Annotated in this window: 22 protein-coding genes; all 22 read left to right on the top strand. The window is 55.8% G+C overall.

Going from position 1 to position 18433, the window contains the following annotated elements:
* From FHW74_RS08100 to FHW74_RS07995, 22 genes are read left to right on the top strand one after another with little or no spacing between them, the layout of a single operon-like run.
* Positions 1 to 435, top strand: a complete 435-nt coding sequence (locus FHW74_RS08100) for a hypothetical protein (protein WP_183169976.1) — start codon at positions 1 to 3, stop codon at positions 433 to 435.
* Positions 436 to 448: 13 nt separating this feature from the next.
* On the top strand, positions 449 to 1981 hold the full coding sequence (locus tag FHW74_RS08095; RefSeq protein WP_183169975.1) for a terminase large subunit: 1533 nt from the start codon (positions 449 to 451) through the stop codon (positions 1979 to 1981).
* Between the two features lie 2 nt (positions 1982 to 1983).
* On the top strand, positions 1984 to 3261 hold the full coding sequence (locus tag FHW74_RS08090) for a phage portal protein (protein WP_183169974.1): 1278 nt from the start codon (positions 1984 to 1986) through the stop codon (positions 3259 to 3261).
* Between the two features lie 17 nt (positions 3262 to 3278).
* Entirely contained in the window at positions 3279 to 3947 is a 669-nt protein-coding gene (locus FHW74_RS08085; protein ID WP_255459883.1) for an HK97 family phage prohead protease, read from the top strand.
* A gap of 11 nt (positions 3948 to 3958) precedes the next feature.
* Entirely contained in the window at positions 3959 to 5122 is a 1164-nt protein-coding gene (locus FHW74_RS08080) for a phage major capsid protein (RefSeq protein WP_183169972.1), read from the top strand.
* Positions 5123 to 5158: 36 nt separating this feature from the next.
* A complete protein-coding gene (locus FHW74_RS08075; RefSeq protein ID WP_183169971.1) occupies positions 5159 to 5401 on the top strand; it encodes a hypothetical protein in 243 nt (80 codons plus the stop codon).
* On the top strand, positions 5349 to 5675 hold the full coding sequence (locus FHW74_RS08070) for a head-tail connector protein (protein WP_370527983.1): 327 nt from the start codon (positions 5349 to 5351) through the stop codon (positions 5673 to 5675). Before FHW74_RS08075 ends, FHW74_RS08070 begins: the two co-directional genes overlap by 53 nt.
* Before the next feature lie 60 nt (positions 5676 to 5735).
* Complete coding sequence (locus FHW74_RS08065; RefSeq protein ID WP_151604571.1) at positions 5736 to 5936, top strand: hypothetical protein; 201 nt, start codon at positions 5736 to 5738, stop codon at positions 5934 to 5936.
* A gap of 2 nt (positions 5937 to 5938) precedes the next feature.
* Positions 5939 to 6271, top strand: a complete 333-nt coding sequence (locus FHW74_RS08060; protein WP_151604573.1) for a phage head closure protein — start codon at positions 5939 to 5941, stop codon at positions 6269 to 6271.
* Entirely contained in the window at positions 6264 to 6749 is a 486-nt protein-coding gene (locus FHW74_RS08055) for an HK97-gp10 family putative phage morphogenesis protein (RefSeq protein WP_151604575.1), read from the top strand. The genes FHW74_RS08060 and FHW74_RS08055 overlap by 8 nt, the downstream gene beginning before the upstream one ends.
* Positions 6746 to 7111 carry a DUF3168 domain-containing protein gene (locus FHW74_RS08050; RefSeq protein WP_183169970.1) on the top strand — a complete coding sequence of 122 codons (366 nt, stop codon included), beginning with the start codon at positions 6746 to 6748 and terminating at the stop codon, positions 7109 to 7111. The genes FHW74_RS08055 and FHW74_RS08050 overlap by 4 nt, the downstream gene beginning before the upstream one ends.
* Before the next feature lie 48 nt (positions 7112 to 7159).
* Positions 7160 to 7651: a phage tail tube protein gene (locus tag FHW74_RS08045; RefSeq protein ID WP_125292256.1), complete on the top strand. Its 492-nt coding sequence runs from the start codon at positions 7160 to 7162 to the stop codon at positions 7649 to 7651.
* Positions 7651 to 8079, top strand: a complete 429-nt coding sequence (locus FHW74_RS08040; RefSeq protein ID WP_125292255.1) for a phage tail assembly chaperone family protein, TAC — start codon at positions 7651 to 7653, stop codon at positions 8077 to 8079. The genes FHW74_RS08045 and FHW74_RS08040 overlap by 1 nt, the downstream gene beginning before the upstream one ends.
* A gap of 59 nt (positions 8080 to 8138) precedes the next feature.
* A complete protein-coding gene (locus tag FHW74_RS08035) occupies positions 8139 to 8309 on the top strand; it encodes a hypothetical protein (protein WP_183169969.1) in 171 nt (56 codons plus the stop codon).
* A 17-nt stretch (positions 8310 to 8326) separates the two neighbouring features.
* Positions 8327 to 10753, top strand: a complete 2427-nt coding sequence (locus FHW74_RS08030; RefSeq protein ID WP_183169968.1) for a phage tail tape measure protein — start codon at positions 8327 to 8329, stop codon at positions 10751 to 10753.
* Positions 10753 to 11091 (top strand): phage tail protein, encoded by a 339-nt coding sequence (locus tag FHW74_RS08025; RefSeq protein ID WP_151604585.1) that lies wholly within the window; start codon positions 10753 to 10755, stop codon positions 11089 to 11091. Before FHW74_RS08030 ends, FHW74_RS08025 begins: the two co-directional genes overlap by 1 nt.
* On the top strand, positions 11088 to 11843 hold the full coding sequence (locus FHW74_RS08020) for a phage minor tail protein L (RefSeq protein WP_183169967.1): 756 nt from the start codon (positions 11088 to 11090) through the stop codon (positions 11841 to 11843). The genes FHW74_RS08025 and FHW74_RS08020 overlap by 4 nt, the downstream gene beginning before the upstream one ends.
* A gap of 1 nt (position 11844) precedes the next feature.
* Positions 11845 to 12555 carry a C40 family peptidase gene (locus tag FHW74_RS08015; RefSeq protein ID WP_183169966.1) on the top strand — a complete coding sequence of 237 codons (711 nt, stop codon included), beginning with the start codon at positions 11845 to 11847 and terminating at the stop codon, positions 12553 to 12555.
* Between the two features lie 32 nt (positions 12556 to 12587).
* Entirely contained in the window at positions 12588 to 13265 is a 678-nt protein-coding gene (locus FHW74_RS08010) for a PDZ domain-containing protein (RefSeq protein WP_183169965.1), read from the top strand.
* A 49-nt stretch (positions 13266 to 13314) separates the two neighbouring features.
* On the top strand, positions 13315 to 13893 hold the full coding sequence (locus FHW74_RS08005; protein ID WP_183169964.1) for a tail assembly protein: 579 nt from the start codon (positions 13315 to 13317) through the stop codon (positions 13891 to 13893).
* A 60-nt stretch (positions 13894 to 13953) separates the two neighbouring features.
* Positions 13954 to 17358, top strand: a complete 3405-nt coding sequence (locus tag FHW74_RS08000) for a host specificity protein J (RefSeq protein WP_183169963.1) — start codon at positions 13954 to 13956, stop codon at positions 17356 to 17358.
* On the top strand, positions 17358 to 18311 hold the full coding sequence (locus FHW74_RS07995) for a DUF6453 family protein (RefSeq protein ID WP_255459881.1): 954 nt from the start codon (positions 17358 to 17360) through the stop codon (positions 18309 to 18311). Before FHW74_RS08000 ends, FHW74_RS07995 begins: the two co-directional genes overlap by 1 nt.
* Positions 18312 to 18433: the final 122 nt, after the last annotated feature.

Here is an 18433-nt window from a genome sequence, read left to right as displayed (position 1 = left end):
ATGGCTCAGCGAGGCAGGAAATCTCTGGCCGCGACGTCGGCTGTCTCGCTTCCGGCTCTGGCTGAAAGCAGGCTGCAGCCGTCGCTGCACCTCAGCGACCCGGAGATCAATGTCTGGGTAAGGCTGGTGAACGACAACCCGGCCAGCTCTTTCACCGAAACGCACCGCGACATGCTGGAGATGTACTGCCGTCATGTGGTGCAGGCACGGCTGCTCACCACCCAGATCGAGGAGTTTGAGCTTGAATGGCTGGCCCGTGATGATGGCCTGAAGCGCTACGACAAGTTACTGACGATGCGGGAACGCGAGGTACGTTCAGCGTCTTCTCTGGCAACCCGCCTGCGGATCACCCGCCAGGCTACCGCCGACCCGAAAACAGTGGGACGGGCACATAACAACCTGGCGCGGGAGAAGAAGCCCTGGGAAATTGATTAAGGCTGATTAACTGATGGTTAAAAAGACCCTTACGCGGGCTGAACGAAACATCCGTTGGTGTGAGCAGAACATCCTGATCCCTGAAGGCAAGTTCGTTGGGCAGCGGCTGAAGATGGCCCCATTCATGAAGGACGATTTCAGGGCCATTTTTGACAACAAGCATGGCACCCGACGCGCGATTATCAGCAGGGGGCGGAAGAATGCCAAGACGGTGGAAACCGCCATGCTGATGCTGCTTTACCTGGTCGGGCCGGAAGCGGCACCTAACTCCCAGCTTTATTCAGCAGCACGTTCACGCGATCAGGCTGCAATCCTGTTTAACCTGGCTTCAAAAATGTGCCGGATGAATCCGGTACTGATGCAGTATGTGGCTATTAAGGATTCTGCGAAGGAAATCCACTGCCCGGAGCTGGGGTCGTATTACCGCGCACTGAGTGCTGAGGCCACCACGGCTTACGGTTTCTCGCCGCGATTTGTCGCCCACGATGAGCTGGGGCAGGTACGGGGGCCGCGCGATGCGCTTTATGAGGCACTGGAAACGGCAACCGCGGCTCAGGAAAACCCGATCTCTGTGATTATCAGTACACAGGCACCCGATGCCAGCGATCTGCTGAGTCTTTTGATTGACGATGGGCTGACCGGTGCTGACCCACGTACAGTAGTCAGGCTGCAGACCGCACCGGAAGATATCGATCCTTTCTCTGTTGAAGCCATCCGGCTGGCAAACCCGGCTTTCGATGTGTTCATGAATCAGAAAGAAGTGCTTGATATGGCCGCCAGCGCGAAGCGCCTCCCGTCGCGCCAGGCAGAGTTTGAGAACCTGGTGCTTAACCGTCGCGTGGAGGCTAAAAGCCCGTTCGTAAGCCAGACCGTCTGGCACATGAACAAAGAAGAGCCCGGCGAACTGGCGGGCGCTACCGTATGGGGCGGACTGGACCTTTCCAGCGTATCGGACCTGACGGCGCTGGTGCTCAACACAACGCAGGGCGATGTGCACTGTAAGTTCTGGCTACCTGAGGAAGGGCTAGCGGACAAGGCGCGTAACGATCGCGTGCCTTATGACATCTGGGCGAAACAGGGCTGGCTGAATACGACGCCAGGTAAGGCCATTGAATACGCCTTTATTGCCCGGGAGCTGCGGCGTGTTTTTGATATCTGTAACGTCAGGGTGCTGGCGTTCGACCGCTACAACATGCGCTTCCTTCGCCCGCATCTCATCGACGCCGGTTTCACTGAGTCGGAGCTCGAGAGGTTCGTGGAATTCGGCCAGGGTTTTGTATCCATGTCGCCTGCGCTCAGGGAACTGGAAGCCAGACTGCTCGGCGCGCAGCTGAGGCACGGCAACCACCCAATCCTCGAAATGTGCGCCAAAAACGCCACGGTAATCACCGACCCCGCCGGCAACCGCAAGTTTGTGAAGGGTAAATCCAGCGGGCGTATCGATGGCATGGTCGCGCTGGCGATGTCCATCGGCGCGCAGACCAGTGATGAGGTGGAGGATCCGGGCGACGTTAACGATTTCATTTACAACTTTTTGAGCGTGTAAAAATGGCAGATACCGATTACAGCATTGACCTGCGGACACGATCGCCATTCTGGGCGCGCATGGCCTCTATCCTGACCGGCGGACGGCTGGTCACGCCGGATAAGGGCTCTCAGATGGCAGGTACTTCTGCGCACGGTGTGGTTGGTGATTCCGTCGTCACTGATGAGCGCAACATGCAAATCAGCACGGTGTGGGCCTGTATCAGGCTCATTTCAACCGTTACTGCATCGTTACCCCTCGATGTCTACGAGACCAGAGACGATCAGCGAAAGAAAGTAGCAGGCACTCATCCCCTGGCAAAGCTGCTACGCTTCCGTCCCAACAACTTTATGACCGCGCTTGAGTTTCGTGAAGCTATGACCATGCAGCTTTGCGCCTACGGCAACGCTTATGCGCATGTCGAGAGAAACAGTGTAGGCGACGTGATAAGCATGGTGCCGCTTATGAGCGCCAACATGGAGGTGCGGCTCAGCGATAACGGTAAAAACATCATATACCGTTACCGGCGCGATACTGAATATGCTGACTTTTCCCAGAAAGAAATCTTTCATCTTAAGGGATTTGGTTTTAACGGCCTGACCGGACTCTCCCCGCTGGCGTTCAGCGCGAAGTCAGCGGGTGTCGCCATTGCCATGGAAGACAACCAGCGTGAATTCTTTGCGAACGGCGCGAAATCCCCGCAGATACTGATGACCGACGGCAAAGTTCTGACCAAAGAGCAGCGCGGGCAGCTCGAGGAAAACTTCAAAGAGATTGCGGGCGGACCGGTTAAAAAACGACTGTGGATCCTTGAGAGCGGTTTTACGACTCAGGCTATCGGTGTTTCACCTCAGGACTCTGAAATTCTGGCTGCGCGAAAGTTCCAGGTCGCCGAACTGGCGCGCTTTTACGGCGTACCGCCGCACCTGGTGGGGGATGTTGAGAAAACCACATCATGGGGCAGCGGCATTGAGCAGCAAAATCTCGGTTTTCTTCAGTACACCCTTAAGCCCTACCTTGACCGGTGGGAGTACAGCATTGAACGCTGGCTGGTAAAAGAATCTGAGCAGGGCGTTATTCACGCTGAGCATAACCTTGACGGGCTGCTGCGGGGCGACTCCACAAGCCGGGCATCATTTATGCAAATCATGGTTAACACTGGCATACGCACTGTTAATGAAGTACGCAGGCTCGATAACCTTCCGCCGCTACCCGGTGGTGACGTTGCGACACGCCAGTCGCAGAACATACCGATCACCGATCTTGGAACAAACACAAGGCCCCTCACTGGAGGGGCTTAATTTTTATGGGGGCTTCAATGCCTGATATTCATAAGACGCTGGCATTCGACCAGACCGAAATCAAGTTTACCGGCGATGGCAGCAAAGGCACGTTTGAGGGGTATGCGTCGGTGTTCAATAACACCGACGCCGATGGCGACATTATTTTGCCTGGCGCGTTCGCAGGTGTGGTGACAAACCAGAGCCGAAAAGTGGCGATGTTCTTTAATCACCAGACCCGTGCTATCCCGGTAGGTAAATGGGATGCGATGCATGAAGACGAAAAGGGGCTTTACGTCCGAGGGCAACTCACTCCCGGGTTAAGCCTGGCTGAAGACCTTAAGGCAGCCATGCAGCACGGCACCGTCGAAGGCATGTCGGTGGGTTTTTCCGTCGGACCCGATGATTACACCGTCGGCTCGTCCGGCCTCATCTTCAAAAACATTTCTTACCTGCGGGAAATCAGTGTCTGCACTTTCCCGGCCAACGAGCTGGCGGGTGTAACCGCCATGAAGAGTATCGACGGCATTAAAACCATTCGTGACGCAGAGGCCTGGCTGAGGGATTCAGTCGGGCTTTCGCGCTCTGAAGCACAGGTGTTTATCGCCCGTGTTAAGTCCGCAGGCCGAAGCGAGTTCGGCAGCGGCGACATTGACGCGCTGGCACAGCGCATTACCTCATTTGCCGCTAACCTGCGGACGCATTAACGGAGTAACACATGTCTGAATTATCTGTACTGGAAAAAGCGATCGAGAACTCCCAGAAAGAAGTAAAGGAGCTCATCGAAGAACAGCGTAAATCCATCAACCAGAACGGCGAAATCAACAAACAGCTTCAGGCCGACCTGGCAAAAGCCCAGGACGAACTGAAGACCACCGGCACCCGGCTGTTCGATCTTGAACAGAAGCTGGCTGGCAACTCACCCGAGCAGACTGCACAGAAGTCCTTCGCAGAGCGCGTGTCCGAAGACCTGATGAAAGGCTGGGACGGCTCCCGCACCAAAGCGAAAGTCACCAGCTTTGATAAAGCGATCGGGTCTGGCGCCAACTCCGCCGGCGCACTGGTTCTGCCCCAGCAGCAACCGGGCATCCTGATGCCGGGCCTGCGCCGTCTGACCGTGCGTGACCTGCTGGCGCAGGGGCGCATCACCAGTAACGCGCTGGAATATGTTCGCGAGAATGTGTTCACCAACGCTGCCGCGCCGGTTGCTGAAGGCACCCTGAAACCAGAGAGCAACATCACGTTCACCAAAGAAACGGCGAACGTTAAAACCATTGCTCACTGGATCCAGGCATCGCGCCAGATCATGGATGATGCCCCGGCGCTGCAGTCCTACATCAACTCCCGCATGATGTACGGTCTGGCGCTGGTGGAAGAGAACCAGATGCTGAACGGGGATGGCACCGGCGATAACCTGCAGGGGCTGAATGTGGTGGCGAACGACTACGAAACTGCACTCAACGCGACCGGGGATACCGGTGCTGATGTTCTGGCGCATGCCATCTATCAGGTATCGCTGAGTGAGTTCGAAGCCGACGGCATCATTCTGAACCCGGCGGACTGGCACCGCATCGCGCTGCTGAAAGACGCTAACGGGAACTACATTCTTGGCGGCCCGCAGGCGTTTGCTTCGAAAGTGCTCTGGGGTCTGCCGGTGGTGTCGACCACGGCGCAGACGGCAGGCAAATTCACCGTTGGCGCGTTTGGCCTGGCGTCTCAGGTGTGGGATCGCATGGATGCCACCATTGAGATCAGCAACCAGGATCGCGATAACTTCGTGAAAAACATGCTGACCATCCTGTGCGAAGAGCGCCTGGCGCTGGCGCACTACCGTCCCGCAGCCATCGTCACCGGTGACATTGCGGTTTCCTCCGGCGCATAACAGAAGGGCGCGGTCAGCAATGGCCGCGTTTAACGCATGAAAATTAAAGCTCTCCGTATGTTCTCGCATTATCACCTGGGGACGGTATCCCAGGGCGAAACCCGCGTGGTGAAGAAAGAAATCGGCGAAGCGCTGGTGAAACTGCAACTGGCAGAAGAGGTTGAGCCCGAAAAGGCGAAAACCTCCGATCCTGAGCAGCCTGCAAAAGCCAAAACCGGAGGTAAAGGTGGAAATAAGCGCGGAACAGATGACACTGATAAAGACGCACCTGAGGGTTGATGGCAACACTGAAGATGCGCTTATTGCGGCCTATACCGCTGCGGCTGTCGATTATGTCGAAAAGTTTTGCGACGGCGCACTGGTGGAATCGCTGACACCGGCTTCTGATGATGAAGAACCTCCCCGTGAGGTTCTTTTTACTTCCGGCATATGGGCGGCAATGCTCCTCCTTATTGGTCACTGGTACGCCAACCGCGAAGCAGCTGCCTCAAGCCTTACGGAAACACCCCTGGGTGTTGAAGCGCTGCTGATACGACACCGGCGGTGGCACTGATGGCCTGCTCAGGTTGCGAACGCCGCCGCGAGTGGCTGAAAAAATGGATGGCTATTGCCTATGAACGAGCAACAGGTAAACGAACTGCTGAAAGCGCTGGAGGCACAGGCGAAAGCGCAGATGGAACAGACCGCCGCGATAAACCGCCTGGCGGAGTCAAATGAAGCCCTGGTCGCCGTGATTTACCAGTCGATGGTCGATGATGAGGGTGACGACGGGGTAATGCCGCAGACCTATCTGAGCGGAAAGCCCCGGGGGTAACCATGCAGGCAGGAAAACTGAACAAGCGGGTAACACTGCAGAAGCCTGTTAAAACGCAGAGCCCGACCACCGGCGCGATCGTCAACGGCTGGGCGGATGTGGCTGAGCTGTGGGCGAATGTCACCGACCTTTCAGCGCGCGACTTTGTGGCGGCGCAGGCCGGGCAGAATGAAGTCACCACGCGCATCACCATCCGCTGGCGTGATGATGTCACGGATAAACACCGTATCGTACATCGCGGGCGGATCTACGACATCACCGGTGTGCTGGAGGATGACAAAAGCGGCCGGGAATACCTGACCCTGCCATGCTCACGGGGGATAAACGATGGCTGACGGTATTGAAGTTCAGATCACCGGTATTGAGTCGCTGAAGCAGAAGCTCAACGAGGTGAATTACGACCTCAAGCGAAAGGGCGGGCGCGCGGCGCTGCGCAAGGCCGGTAACGTTATTGTGAACCAGATTAAGGCCAATGCCCTGCGCCTTGATGATCCGCAAACGGCCCGAAGCATTGCGGATAACGCGGCGCTGCGCTGGAACGGCAGGCTGTTTAAACAGACCGGTAACCCCGGCTTCAGAATAGGCATCCTGCAGGGCGCGAAGCTTAAAAAGAATCCCAGCCTCGCTGCGGATGCACCCACGCCGCACTGGCGTCTGCTGGAGTTTGGTACCGAAAAAATGTCGCCGAAGCCCCTGGTACGCGCAGCGGCAACATCACGCATGCAGGAGGTGATCGCCACGTTCACCACCGAATATGAAAAAAGCATCGACCGGGCGCTGCGGCGTGCGCGGCGAAACGGAGGCGGATCGTGATTGCACCTCTGTTTTCCGTCTGTGCATCCAGTCCGGCGGTACGGGCGCTGATTGGCGATTCGCCGGTGCGGCTTTACCCGTTCGGGCAGCAGGACGATAACGTCATCTACCCCTATGTCGTCTGGCAGAACGTGAGCGGCGCGCCGGAGAACTATCTCGGCCAGCGCCCGGATGCGGATACCTGGGCGCTACAGGTTGATGCCTGGGCAGATACCCCGGATGAAGTGATTGCCGTGGCCACCGCGCTGCGGGATGCCATTGAACCGCACGCGCATATCACGCGCTGGGGCGGACAGGAAAGAGACCCCGAAACCAGGCGCTACCGCTACTCCTTCGATGTCGACTGGATAGTGAAGCGATAACCCCACAATACCGGCCCTGTGCCGGTTTTTTTATGCACGGAGAAACCCATGTCTGTACTGACGCAAGGCACTCAGTTTTTTGTGCTCGCCCAGGGCGCGGTAAGTGAAATCGAATGTATCACCAGTTTTTCACCGGGCGGAAACCCGGCGGATCAGATTGAAGACACCTGTCTTTCCGAGCGGAACAGCCGCACCTATAAGGTCGGCCTGCGCACGCCCGGCCAGGCCACGGTGGGCCTGAATGCTGACCCGGAAAACGCCAGCCATATCATGCTGCACAACCTGGCAAACTCTGACGACCACGAAGAGCTGACGTTTGCCGTGGGCTGGTCTGACGGCACTGCATCACCGACGGCTGCCGCACAGGGCGCAGCGGGCGCAGTGGATGGGCTGACGCTGCCGGACAGCCGCACCTGGTTTGTTTTTCGTGGCTATGTCTCTGACTTCCCCTTCGACTTCTCCGCCAACACGGTGGTGACCACTTCCGCCACCATCCAGCGTTCCGGCGCGTCGGTCTGGGTACCTAAAGCGAGCGATTAATGAAACTGACACTCGATTCACTGAAAGAGGCCGGGGCATTCACCGGCCGCCCGGTGGAAAAAGAAATTACCTGGCGGCAGGGCGAAGAAGAATTCAGCGCCACTGTCTATATCCGCCCGCTGGGCTACCACTCGGCCATGACGGACGTGATGGCGGCAAACGGGCGCGTGGACGGTGTGGCGGGGCGGATCGCCGCATCCGTCTGCGATGAGAACGGCAAGCCTGTCTTCACGCCAGCGGATATTACCGGTGAGGCGGACCCGGAGCGCGGCGCGCTGGATGGCGCGCTGACCATTGCCCTGCTGGTGGCTATCCAGGAGGTTAACGATCTGGGAAAGATGAACTCAGCGCCGACGATGAATTCTGGTGCGAGCTCGTCCTCAACGGTATCGGCGGGCAAACCATCGCGCAGGCTCAGGAAGTCCTGAGTTTCCGGGAATTCCAGATCTGGGTGAAATACCGTGAGCGTTACGGGAGTCTTAACCCGATGCTGCGTACGGAATGGGCCGCCGGGCTGGTCTCCAGCACCATTGCCAACGTGAACCGTGGCAAAGATACGCCGCCTTTCAGCGTCACGGATTTCACCCTGCACTTTACGAAAACACCGACCACCACTGGCCCCGTCACGCTTGATGAGGCCATGCGGACCTGGTCTTAAACACTCACGGAGACGGTATGGCAGCCAGATCGCTTGGAACCCTGACCATTGACCTGATTGCCAATATCGGTGGCTTTGCTGCAGGACTTAACCGCGCGGAGCGTCAGTCCGAAAGCTGGCGGCGCCGGGTCCAGCAGGATGTCCGGCTTGCCGGTGCCGCGCTGGGGTCAATGGCGACCATCGCCGCAGCGGCGGCAGTATCTGCAGGCGTGGCGGGTATCAACCTGTTAAAAACCACCTCAAAGCAGATCGCCGAAAGCGACCGGCTCGCAAAATCCCTGCGCATGTCCACCCAGGACCTGCTGGCCTGGCAGTTCGCCTCGCAGAAAGCGGGCGTGTCAGGCGAGCAGATGGCGGATATTTTCAAGGACATTGGCGACAAAATTGGTGATGCGGTACTTAACCAGTCGGGTGAAGCCGTTGATGCGCTGAATGCGCTGGGTCTTTCTGCGAAGAAGCTTTCAACGGAAACGCCTGATAAACAGTTACTGGCGATTGCCGGTGCGCTGGAAAAAGTGGGTACCAACGCTGAGAAGATCACCATCCTCGAAAGCCTGGGCAATGACCTGTCAAAATTGCTACCGCTTTTTGATAACAACAGCCAGAAGCTTCAGCAGTTTCTTAAGCTGTCGCGGGAATATGGCGTAGCGCCGGATCCGAAATCCATCGATGACCTGGTGAAGGTAAACTCCCTTTTTGAGGACATGGAGACACAGGCGCAGGGACTGAAACTGGAAATTGCCACTGGCCTTGCCCGTGTGGACCTTTCGCCTCTTCAGGCCGGACTGGGAGATCTGCGGGCAGTATTCACCGATCCCAAAGTGCTTCAGGGCCTGGCGGAAATGGTCGGTGGTATTGCTTCTCTTGTTGGCTGGCTGGGCAAAGCGGCGTCAGCGCTGGGTAACCTTATTGATAATTACCAGGGCGGGCAAAAGCTCTCCGCTAATGCCTCGCTGTTTGAAGTTGAACGGCGGATCAGAAATCTTGAGGCTGACCTTAACGACAAAGGCTTCCTGGCGGGTGTTAACCGTATTGGTATGGATACGGAAGGGAAGCAGAAAGAGCTGAATGAATTGCTGGCGCAGCGTACGCGCCTGAAGTCTATTGCCGGGGCGGCACCTGTCATTTCTTCAGCAACATTGCCCGTTACCGGAACGGGTGACTACTCACTTGCACCGGGCGAGTCCAATGGCAAGGTGACACCTGATGCCAGTGCCAAAAAGCTGGAAAGCGCGTTCAAATCCATGGAGCTGGGTTACCTGCGCCAGATCGCCCTTATCGACACCACCGGCAAAAAAACGGCGGAGGTGACCGAGCAACAGAAACTTCAGTTCGATCTGGCGGAGGGAAAACTCACCGGAATTAATGACGCGCAAAAAGTCCGGCTTCAGCAGCTGGCGCAGGAAGTGGACCGCCTGAACCAGCTGAAAAAAGCCAATGAAGAAAACGCGAAGGTGGCAGCGTTTGTCGCTGGCCTGCAGGCGCAGAACGATAATGCGCGAGCGGATCTGAGCGTCGATATTCAGGGGGCCGGACTTGGCAACAGACAGCGAGAACGGCTCCGTGAACGGCTGGGTATTGAGCGCGACTACCTTGACCAGCAGCGGGAGCTGCAAAAGCAGTATCAGGCCGGTGATATCAGCCAGACGGTTTATGACCGCGAAACGCAGGCTTTGAAAGATGCCCAGGCTGAAAGGCTGGAAATCCAGGAGGATTACTACAAACAAATTGATGCGCTGCAGGCTGACTGGGTAACCGGCGCGCGGGACGGGCTCGCCGACTGGGTGGATGACTCCACGAACTATGCAACGCTGGCGGCTGACGCCATGCAGAGCGCGCTATCCGGAATCAGCAGTAACATCGTCGACATGCTCAACGGCAACAAAGCGAGCTGGAAAGACTGGGGCATCAGCGTTCTGAAAATCATCGAACAGGTGATGGTGAACATGATGATCGCAAACGCGGCCAGCTCTGTCGGTTCATTGTTTGGCGGCGCAGCGTCCTCTGCCAGCTCCGGTACCGCGCTTCAGTCTTACGGTTCCACCCTTCAGTTCAACGCCAGAGGCGGTGTTTACTCTTCCGCCGATCTCAGCCAGTACAGTAATTCCGTTGTCAGTTCTCCGACGCTGTTTGCGTTCGCCAAAGGCGCTGGACTGATGGGAGAGGCCGGGCCGGAGGCAATCATGCCGCTGACCCGCGCCGCCGATGGTTCGCTTGGTGTGCGTGCTGTGGGAAATGGTGGCGTCGCGCCGGCGGGTGGCGGAGCGCCACAGGTCAATATCCATATAGATAGCAACGGAAACACGCAAAGCCAGGCGACTGGCGGCTATGAACAGTTCGGGCGTGAGGTGGGTAATTATGTCGATCGACGCTACCGCGAACTGATTAGCCGGGACATTTCGCCGGGCGGTGCAGTCTGGAATATGGCCAAAGGAGGCCGCTGATGGCTATAGAAACGTTTAGCTGGTGCCCGCGCATCAACGCTGAGCAGGAGGTAACGTTCCGCCGCCGCACTGCGAAGTTTGGTGACGGATACGAACAGGTATCCGGTGACGGGATTAATCCACGATCGCAAAAGTGGAATCTTCAGTTTACCGGGACAGAAACGTACATCGCGGCGATTAAAGCCTTTCTCGATCGGCATCAGGGCGTAAAGTCGTTTCAGTGGCGTCCGCCACTTGAGCCTCTCGGCCTCTACCGCTGTGATACCTACACACCGACACCGCTTGGTGCCGGGCTGTTTAATCTTTCCGCAACCTTTGAGCAGGCTTATAAACCATGAGCTTAAACAGTGATTACCAGAAACTTGAGCCGGGCAATGCAGTCCGGCTTTTTTCTGTCGACGGCACAGCGTTCGGTACCGGAGAGGTGCTGCGTTTCCACAGCAACAACGTTCCCCATACCGAAGCGGAGATCGTGGCCGCTGGCGGCGATGAATCAAAACTACCTGCAAAAAGTATCTGGTGGCAGGGGCAGGAATATAAAGCCTGGCCGTGCCAGATTGAAGGGATCGAAGCGTCAACCAGCGGCAGCAGCGCACAGCCGAAATTATCGGTTGCCAACCTGGACGGCTCGATCACCGCGCTGTGCCTGGCGTATGACGATCTGCTGCAGGCTAAAGTGACAATCCATGACACGCTGGCGCAGTACCTTGATGCGCGAAACTTTGCCGGTGGAAACCCGACGGCAGACGCCACGCAGGAAAAGCTGCAGGTCTGGTATATCGATGCGAAAACCTCCGAAACCAGTGAGGTGGTGGAGTTCGCGTTATCCAGCCCAATGGATTTGCAGGGACTGATGATCCCGACGCGCCAGCTTCATTCCCTGTGCACCTGGTGCATCCGCAATAAGTATCGCACCGGCGATGGCTGCGATTACGCCGGGACGCGCTATTTCGACAAAAACAACAACCCGGTGGACGACCCGTCCCGCGATGAATGTAACGGGACACTCACCGCCTGCAAACTGCGGTTCGGTGAAGGTAACGAGCTGTCGTTCGGCGGCTTCCCGGGTACATCGCTAATCCGGAGTTGATATGCGTAAAAAGACCATTGCGGCCATCATGGCCCACGCGGAATCAGAATATCCGCGCGAGTGCTGCGGGGTGGTGGTGCAGAAAAGCAGGGTTGAGAAGTATTTCCCGTGCCGCAACCTCGCCGCAACACCAGAGGACAACTTTGTCCTTTGCCCGGAAGACTATGCCGCTGCTGAGGACTGGGGAGCGGTCACCGCCATCGTGCACAGCCACCCCGACGCCACTACCCAGCCGAGCGAAACGGACAAGGCGCAGTGTGATGTGACGGCGCTCCCCTGGCATATCGTCAACTGGCCGGAAGGCGATTTACGCACCATCATGCCACGCGGTGAAATTCCGCTGCTTGAACGCCCGTTCGTTCTCGGCGTCTACGACTGCTGGGGTCTGGTGATGAGCTATTATCGCCAGACCCATGGTATCGAGCTGACGGATTATCGCGTCGATTACCCATGGTGGGAGGACCAGTACCCGGATAATTTTTACCAGGATAAATGGTACGAGTGCGGTTTCCGGGAATTCACCGGAGCGCCACAACCGGGCGATGTTGTGATTATGCAGGTGCAGTCGAATAAGTGGAACCACGCCGGAGTATTGCTCGAAGGCAATATGCTGCTTCACCATCTGTACGGACATCTCAGTCAGCGGGTGCCGTACGGCGGTTACTGGATTGAACGCACCATGAAGATTTTACGTCATAAGTCCCTGTGCTAATATCTGATTTCTTAATAATTAAGGAGATCAGAATGAAAAGGGCGTTTGTATTTGTTCTGGGTTTTTTATTATCTGGGTGTGTGTCACAGTCCGTCAGGAATCAACAACAGGGTGAAATAAACCAAACTATTCCTTCATGCTCATCACAAAGGCAATGCGACGCTGCTTGGGCAGCAGCAAGGCAATGGGTTACACAAAACTGCGGAATGAAAATACAGAACTATAGCAATGACTATATTGAAACGTACAATTCCATTGGGAATAGTACAAATACGTCATGTCAAGTAACTAAAAATCCACATCCCAATGGTGTGAATTCAATAAATATTACAGTTTCTTGTGCAAATATGTTCGGGTGCACCCCAGATCAATATCAGTCAGTTATAGAATTTAACAAATATGTTGGAGAGGTTGTTAATAATTTTTCGCCAATTAAAATTGGTGCCATGATGGGAATGGCTGATAAAAATGGTAAGGTTGTAGAGAACCCATCATATTCGGCTGGTCTTGTTATTTCGGATATTCAGTCAGGTTCATCTGCCTCAAAGTCTGGATTACTTGTTGGTGATATTGTCACTTCAGTTGGTGATGATCGTATTAGAACCCAAGCAGATATGACCGAGGCAATGGGGAAATATCATTCCGGGGATTCGGTTAAGTTTAAAATCATAAGACGTTCGCAAGAATCATTAGTTAATATTAATCTATAATCGTTTTCATAAATAGCCCCGATAAAGGGGCTTTTTTATAGGTAACACTATGCAAGAAATTATGACGCAAATTGAGTTGGGTGGTTTGCTTGGTAAATACTTTGGCAAAACACACTATCGCCTGATTAGTACTATTCATGAAGCCCCCCGTGCGCTAGCTGCTACGATTAAGGGATTTGAGCAATATATGATTTCCAGTCAACGACGCGGGCTAACATATGCAGTATTTCGTGGGAAAAAGAATATCGGGGAGGATGACCTCGGTTTTCCTGTAACTGAAGAAGTTATTCGTATTGTTCCGGTTATTATTGGCAGTAAAAAAGCAGGATTACTACAAACTATTCTTGGTGCTGTTCTTGTTGTGGTGGGTGCAATTACCTATGCGTATGGTGGTGCAGCGCTTGTAGCTGCTGGTGTAGGGATGATGGCTGGCGGTATTGTCCAGATGCTTTCCCCTCAGCCAACGGGGCTAGCCAGCAAACAGGACGCCGATAACCGCGCATCGTATGCGTTTGGCGGTGTAACAAATACAGCCGCACAGGGTTATCCGGTACCTATTGGCTATGGTAAACGCCGCATTGGTGGCGCGATTATTTCCGCCGGGATTTACGTCGAAGATCAGCAATAACCCTTATCTGATTATTCCATCACTGTTACCGCCGCCTGGCGGTTTTTTTATGGGCACAACATGGCAAAACTCGTTAAAGGGCGCAAAGGTGGCGGCTCGAAACAGCGCACGCCCACAGAACAGCCGGACGACCTCCAGTCGGTGGCAAAAGCAAAAATCCTTATCGCCCTGGGCGAGGGGGAGTTTGCTGGTGGGCTGACAGGGCGCAACATTTTTCTGGATGGTACCCCGATTGAAAACCCGGACGGCTCCCGTAACTTTTCCGGCGTCGCCTGGGATTTCCGACCGGGTAATCAGGCTCAGCCCTATATTCAGGGCATGCCAGGCTCTGAAAACGAAATCAGTGTCGGTACGGAGGTATCCAGTGCCACTGCCTGGACACGCACGTTTACCAACACGCAGTTATCTGCCGTTCGCCTGCGTATCAAATGGCCATCACTTTACCAGCAGCTGGATAACGGGGATCTGGTGGGTAACTCAGTTGCCTATGCGGTCGATCTGCAGACTAATGGTGGAGCATGGCAGACTGTTATCAGTACGGCGGTAACCGGTAAAACCACCTCAGGTTATGAGCGCAGCCACCGTATCGACCTGCCGCGTGGCGCCAGCACCTGGACATTACGGCTTCGAAAACTGACGCCGGATGCCAACAGCGCCAGAATCGGCGACACCATGACGTTGCAGAGTTACACGGAAGTGATCGACGCCAAGCTGCGCTATCCGAACACCGCGCTGCTGTATATCGAGTTCGACTCCAGTCAGTTCAATGGCAGCATCCCGCAGATTTCATGCGAACCGGCCATGCGCGTTATCCGTGTCCCCGATAATTATGACCCGCTGACGCGCACCTATACCGGAACCTGGACGGGCGGGTTTAAATGGGCCTGGACAGATAACCCGGCGTGGATTTTTTACGATATCGTGGTCGCCGATCGCTTTGGTCTGGGCCACCGGCTGACGGCGTCGAATATCGATAAATGGACGCTGTATCAGGTGGCGCAGTACTGCGATCAGATGGTACCGGACGGGCGGGGCGGGAACGGCGTGGAGCCACGCTATACCTGTAACGTCTATGTGCAGGACCGCAACGAGGCTTATACCGTGCTGCGCGATTTTGCCGCCATCTTCCGGGGCATGACGTACTGGGGCGGTAATCAGATTGTGGCGCTGGCAGACATGCCGCGCGATATTGATTACAGCTACACCCGCGCCAACGTGGTCAACGGCGAATTCGTTTACTCAAGCAGCACCACCAAAACCCGTTACACCACAGCGCTGGTCTCTTATTCCGACCCGGCTAACGGCTACGCCGACGCCATGGAGCCGGTGTTTGAACAACCGCTGGTTGCGCGTTACGGATTTAACCAGCTTGAGATGACCGCGATTGGCTGCACCCGGCAGAGCGAGGCAAACCGAAAGGGGCGCTGGGGCATTCTGACCAACAATAAAGACCGCATCGTCACGTTCTCTGTCGGGCTGGACGGCAATATCCCGCAGCCGGGCTATATCATCGCCGTCGCTGACGAAATGCTGTCCGGTAAAGTCACTGGTGGGCGCATCAGTTCGGTAAACGGGCGCGTGATCACCCTCGACCGCGTGCCGGATGCCCGGCCGGGCGATCGGCTTATTCTCAACCTGCCGTCCGGCGCGTCACAGGCGCGGACAATCCAGGCAGTTAACGGCCAGGCCGTTACGGTCAGTATCGCTTACGGAGAGATACCGCAGGCGGAAAGCGTATGGGTAGTGGAATCTGACGAACTGTATGCCCAGCAGTACCGGGTGGTGAGTGTCAGCGACAATAGCGACGGCACATTTACCATCTCAGGCGCGTTTCACGATCCGGATAAGTATGCCCGCATCGATACCGGCGCCATCATTGACCAGCGTCCGGTAAGCGTGATCCCGCCGGGCAGTCAGTTTGCGCCGGAAAACATCACCATTGGCTCTTACTCTGTGGTGAATCAGACCATCAGTATCGAGACGATGCGCGTCAGCTGGGACCCCGCACCGAACGCGATCGCGTATGAAGCGCAGTGGCGCCGCAACGACGGGAACTGGGTGAACGTGCCGCGCAGTTCGACCACGTCGTTTGAAGTGCCGGGCATATATGCAGGGCGCTACCTGGTGCGCGTCCGCGCCATCAACGCGGCGGAGATATCCAGCGGCTGGGGATACTCGCCGGAAAAAGCGCTGACAGGCAAGGTCGGTAACCCGCCGAAGCCGATCGCGTTCACGGCTACTGGCATCAACTGGGGTATCCGGCTGAGCTGGGCATTTCCTGCTAACACGGAAGATACGCTGAAAACGGAAATTCAGTACACGCCGCGTGATGACCATGCTGATCCGATTTTGCTTTCTGATGTGCCATACCCGCAGGCCGAATACACCCAGCTCGGGTTACGTGCCGGGCAGATTTTCTGGTACCGCGCGCAGCTGGTCGACAAAACCGGAAACGAGTCGGGCTGGACGGAATGGATTCGGGGGATGGCTAACGACCAGGCGTCAGACTACCTGGAGGATATTGCCAAAGACCTGCTGACGTCGGAGGACGGCAAGCGCCTGACAGAGCAGATTGATTTCAGCCTGGCGGGCCAGATGCAAATAACACTGGCGCAGGTGGAAGGGGCGCAGATCCAGTATGAGCAGGTGGGAGCGGCCCGCGCTGAGATTTCACAGGTAAAAATCACCCAGGCCGATGCAGAGAAAGCGTTTGCACAATTCCAGGAGCTGGTAGCCGTTCAGTTCGGTGAAAGTGCTGCTGAAATCAACGAGGTTAAAACCGCCCAGGCGTCAGCGGATGAGGCTTTTGCAGAATATAAGCTGACCGTGGCTGCGGATTTTAAGGGTGTTAACAGCAGCATCACCACCATTCAGAACGCACAGGCCAGCGCGGATCAGGCGTTCGCACAGTATCAGACGCAGGTGGCAGCGAAATTTGGTCAGCAGGAAGCGGCCATCAATGAGAAGTACACGGCCTACGCTGATGTTGCCAGTGCCAATGCAGTTTACACGCTGAGAACGGGTGTTAAATACAACGGCAATTATTACGACGCCGGGCTGTCAGTCGCGGTTATCGCGGACGGTTCCGGGGTGAAAACCCGCGTTGCGATTAATGCCGATCAGTTCGTGATGCTGTCGGGTCAGGGCGGCGTTCAGTATTCGCCGTTCGCCATCGTTAACGGCCAGGTGTTTCTCAGCTCCGGCTTTATCCAGGACGGGACCATTATTAACGCGAAGATCGGTGCCTATATTCAGTCAAATACCTGGGATGGCTCGGGGAATAGTGGATGGCACATCAATAAAAGCGGTTATGCCTACTTCGCCGGCGTAACCGTCAAAGGAACCATCATTGCAACAGAAGGCCAGTTTTCAATGTCCGGCGCAGGAAACGGTGTGGTGATTAACGGCAATGGTGTGACGGTAAATCTCAGCAATGGCGGGCGTATCGTCCTGGGAGAATGGTGATGCGTGGTTTATTTATTGACCTGAAGGACGGCGGGCCGGCCATGCAAATCACCGCTGGCCTGCGCTGCCCGTCTTTCTGTGGCGTGGTTAACGGTAACGGCACGGTTTATAACGCACCCGGTTATATACCCGGATCGGCGCTGGTCTACGCACCTCACCAGACCGCTGTGATATACCCCAACGGAACGTCTTTAATCCCTGCCGTCGGTTGTCTGACGTCTGCGGCACAAAATGGCGGAAGTATGCAGATATCCACCTGGTGGAATGTACCGGGGTTTCGCGACATTTTGTGGACCGGCACGATGTGGCAAATCCTGCCTGCCTCGCAGAGCGGAAACAGGGGATTGCTGATATCCGACAGCACCGATTTTACTGCAATAACTGATGCCAGTGTGGTTGGCCAGTGCGTATGGCGGGGCAGGGTTGCCATATCAGGCAGATGGACGCCACCTGACACTGGCTGGAACCGCGCCACTTATATGGTTTTTGCAAAATGGAGCGCAGACGGGGTCGTTGTGGAGTATGACGGGAACCAGATCATTATTACCGGCGAGAGTGAGGATATGGGGTATGACGCAACAGCGACTCTCGATATCGTAATTTTTGCTGCAGGTGTGGCACCCACGCCCGCCCGCGGGCTTAACTTTATTAACGCCGCAGGTGTCTGCACATTCAGCACGGCCCGCCGTCCTTTTGTCTACAGCAATGCCTATTATCGTCCGTCGAAGGCCTGGGCGGATATTGGTGACCGTTTCATAATGCTGGGGCGCTACGGCGCAATGTCGGCGAAAAGCAGCGGATGGTGTTACGCGAAGTATGTGGGCCTTATTCGCAGTGGAAATTCAGTGCGCACTGGCAAAGGGCGCACGGCGCAATACTGGACTGACAAATACGCCGTACCGATAGATGTGATAACCGGCATGAACGTGCTGTTACTGGAAAGCATGTATTAAACAAACCTTACAACTAACCCGCACGGCGGGTTTTTTTACGCCTGTAATCAGGAGAAATTATGTCTGCAGGAACCCTTAAACTTACCAACAACTCAACAGCGGTTGTTGGTACCAGCACTGTA

This window comes from Atlantibacter sp. RC6 (genome assembly GCF_014193285.1).
Lineage (GTDB): Bacteria > Pseudomonadota > Gammaproteobacteria > Enterobacterales > Enterobacteriaceae > Atlantibacter.
Note: the sequence above shows the minus strand (reverse complement) of the source record. Positions and strands in the feature narration are given on the sequence as shown.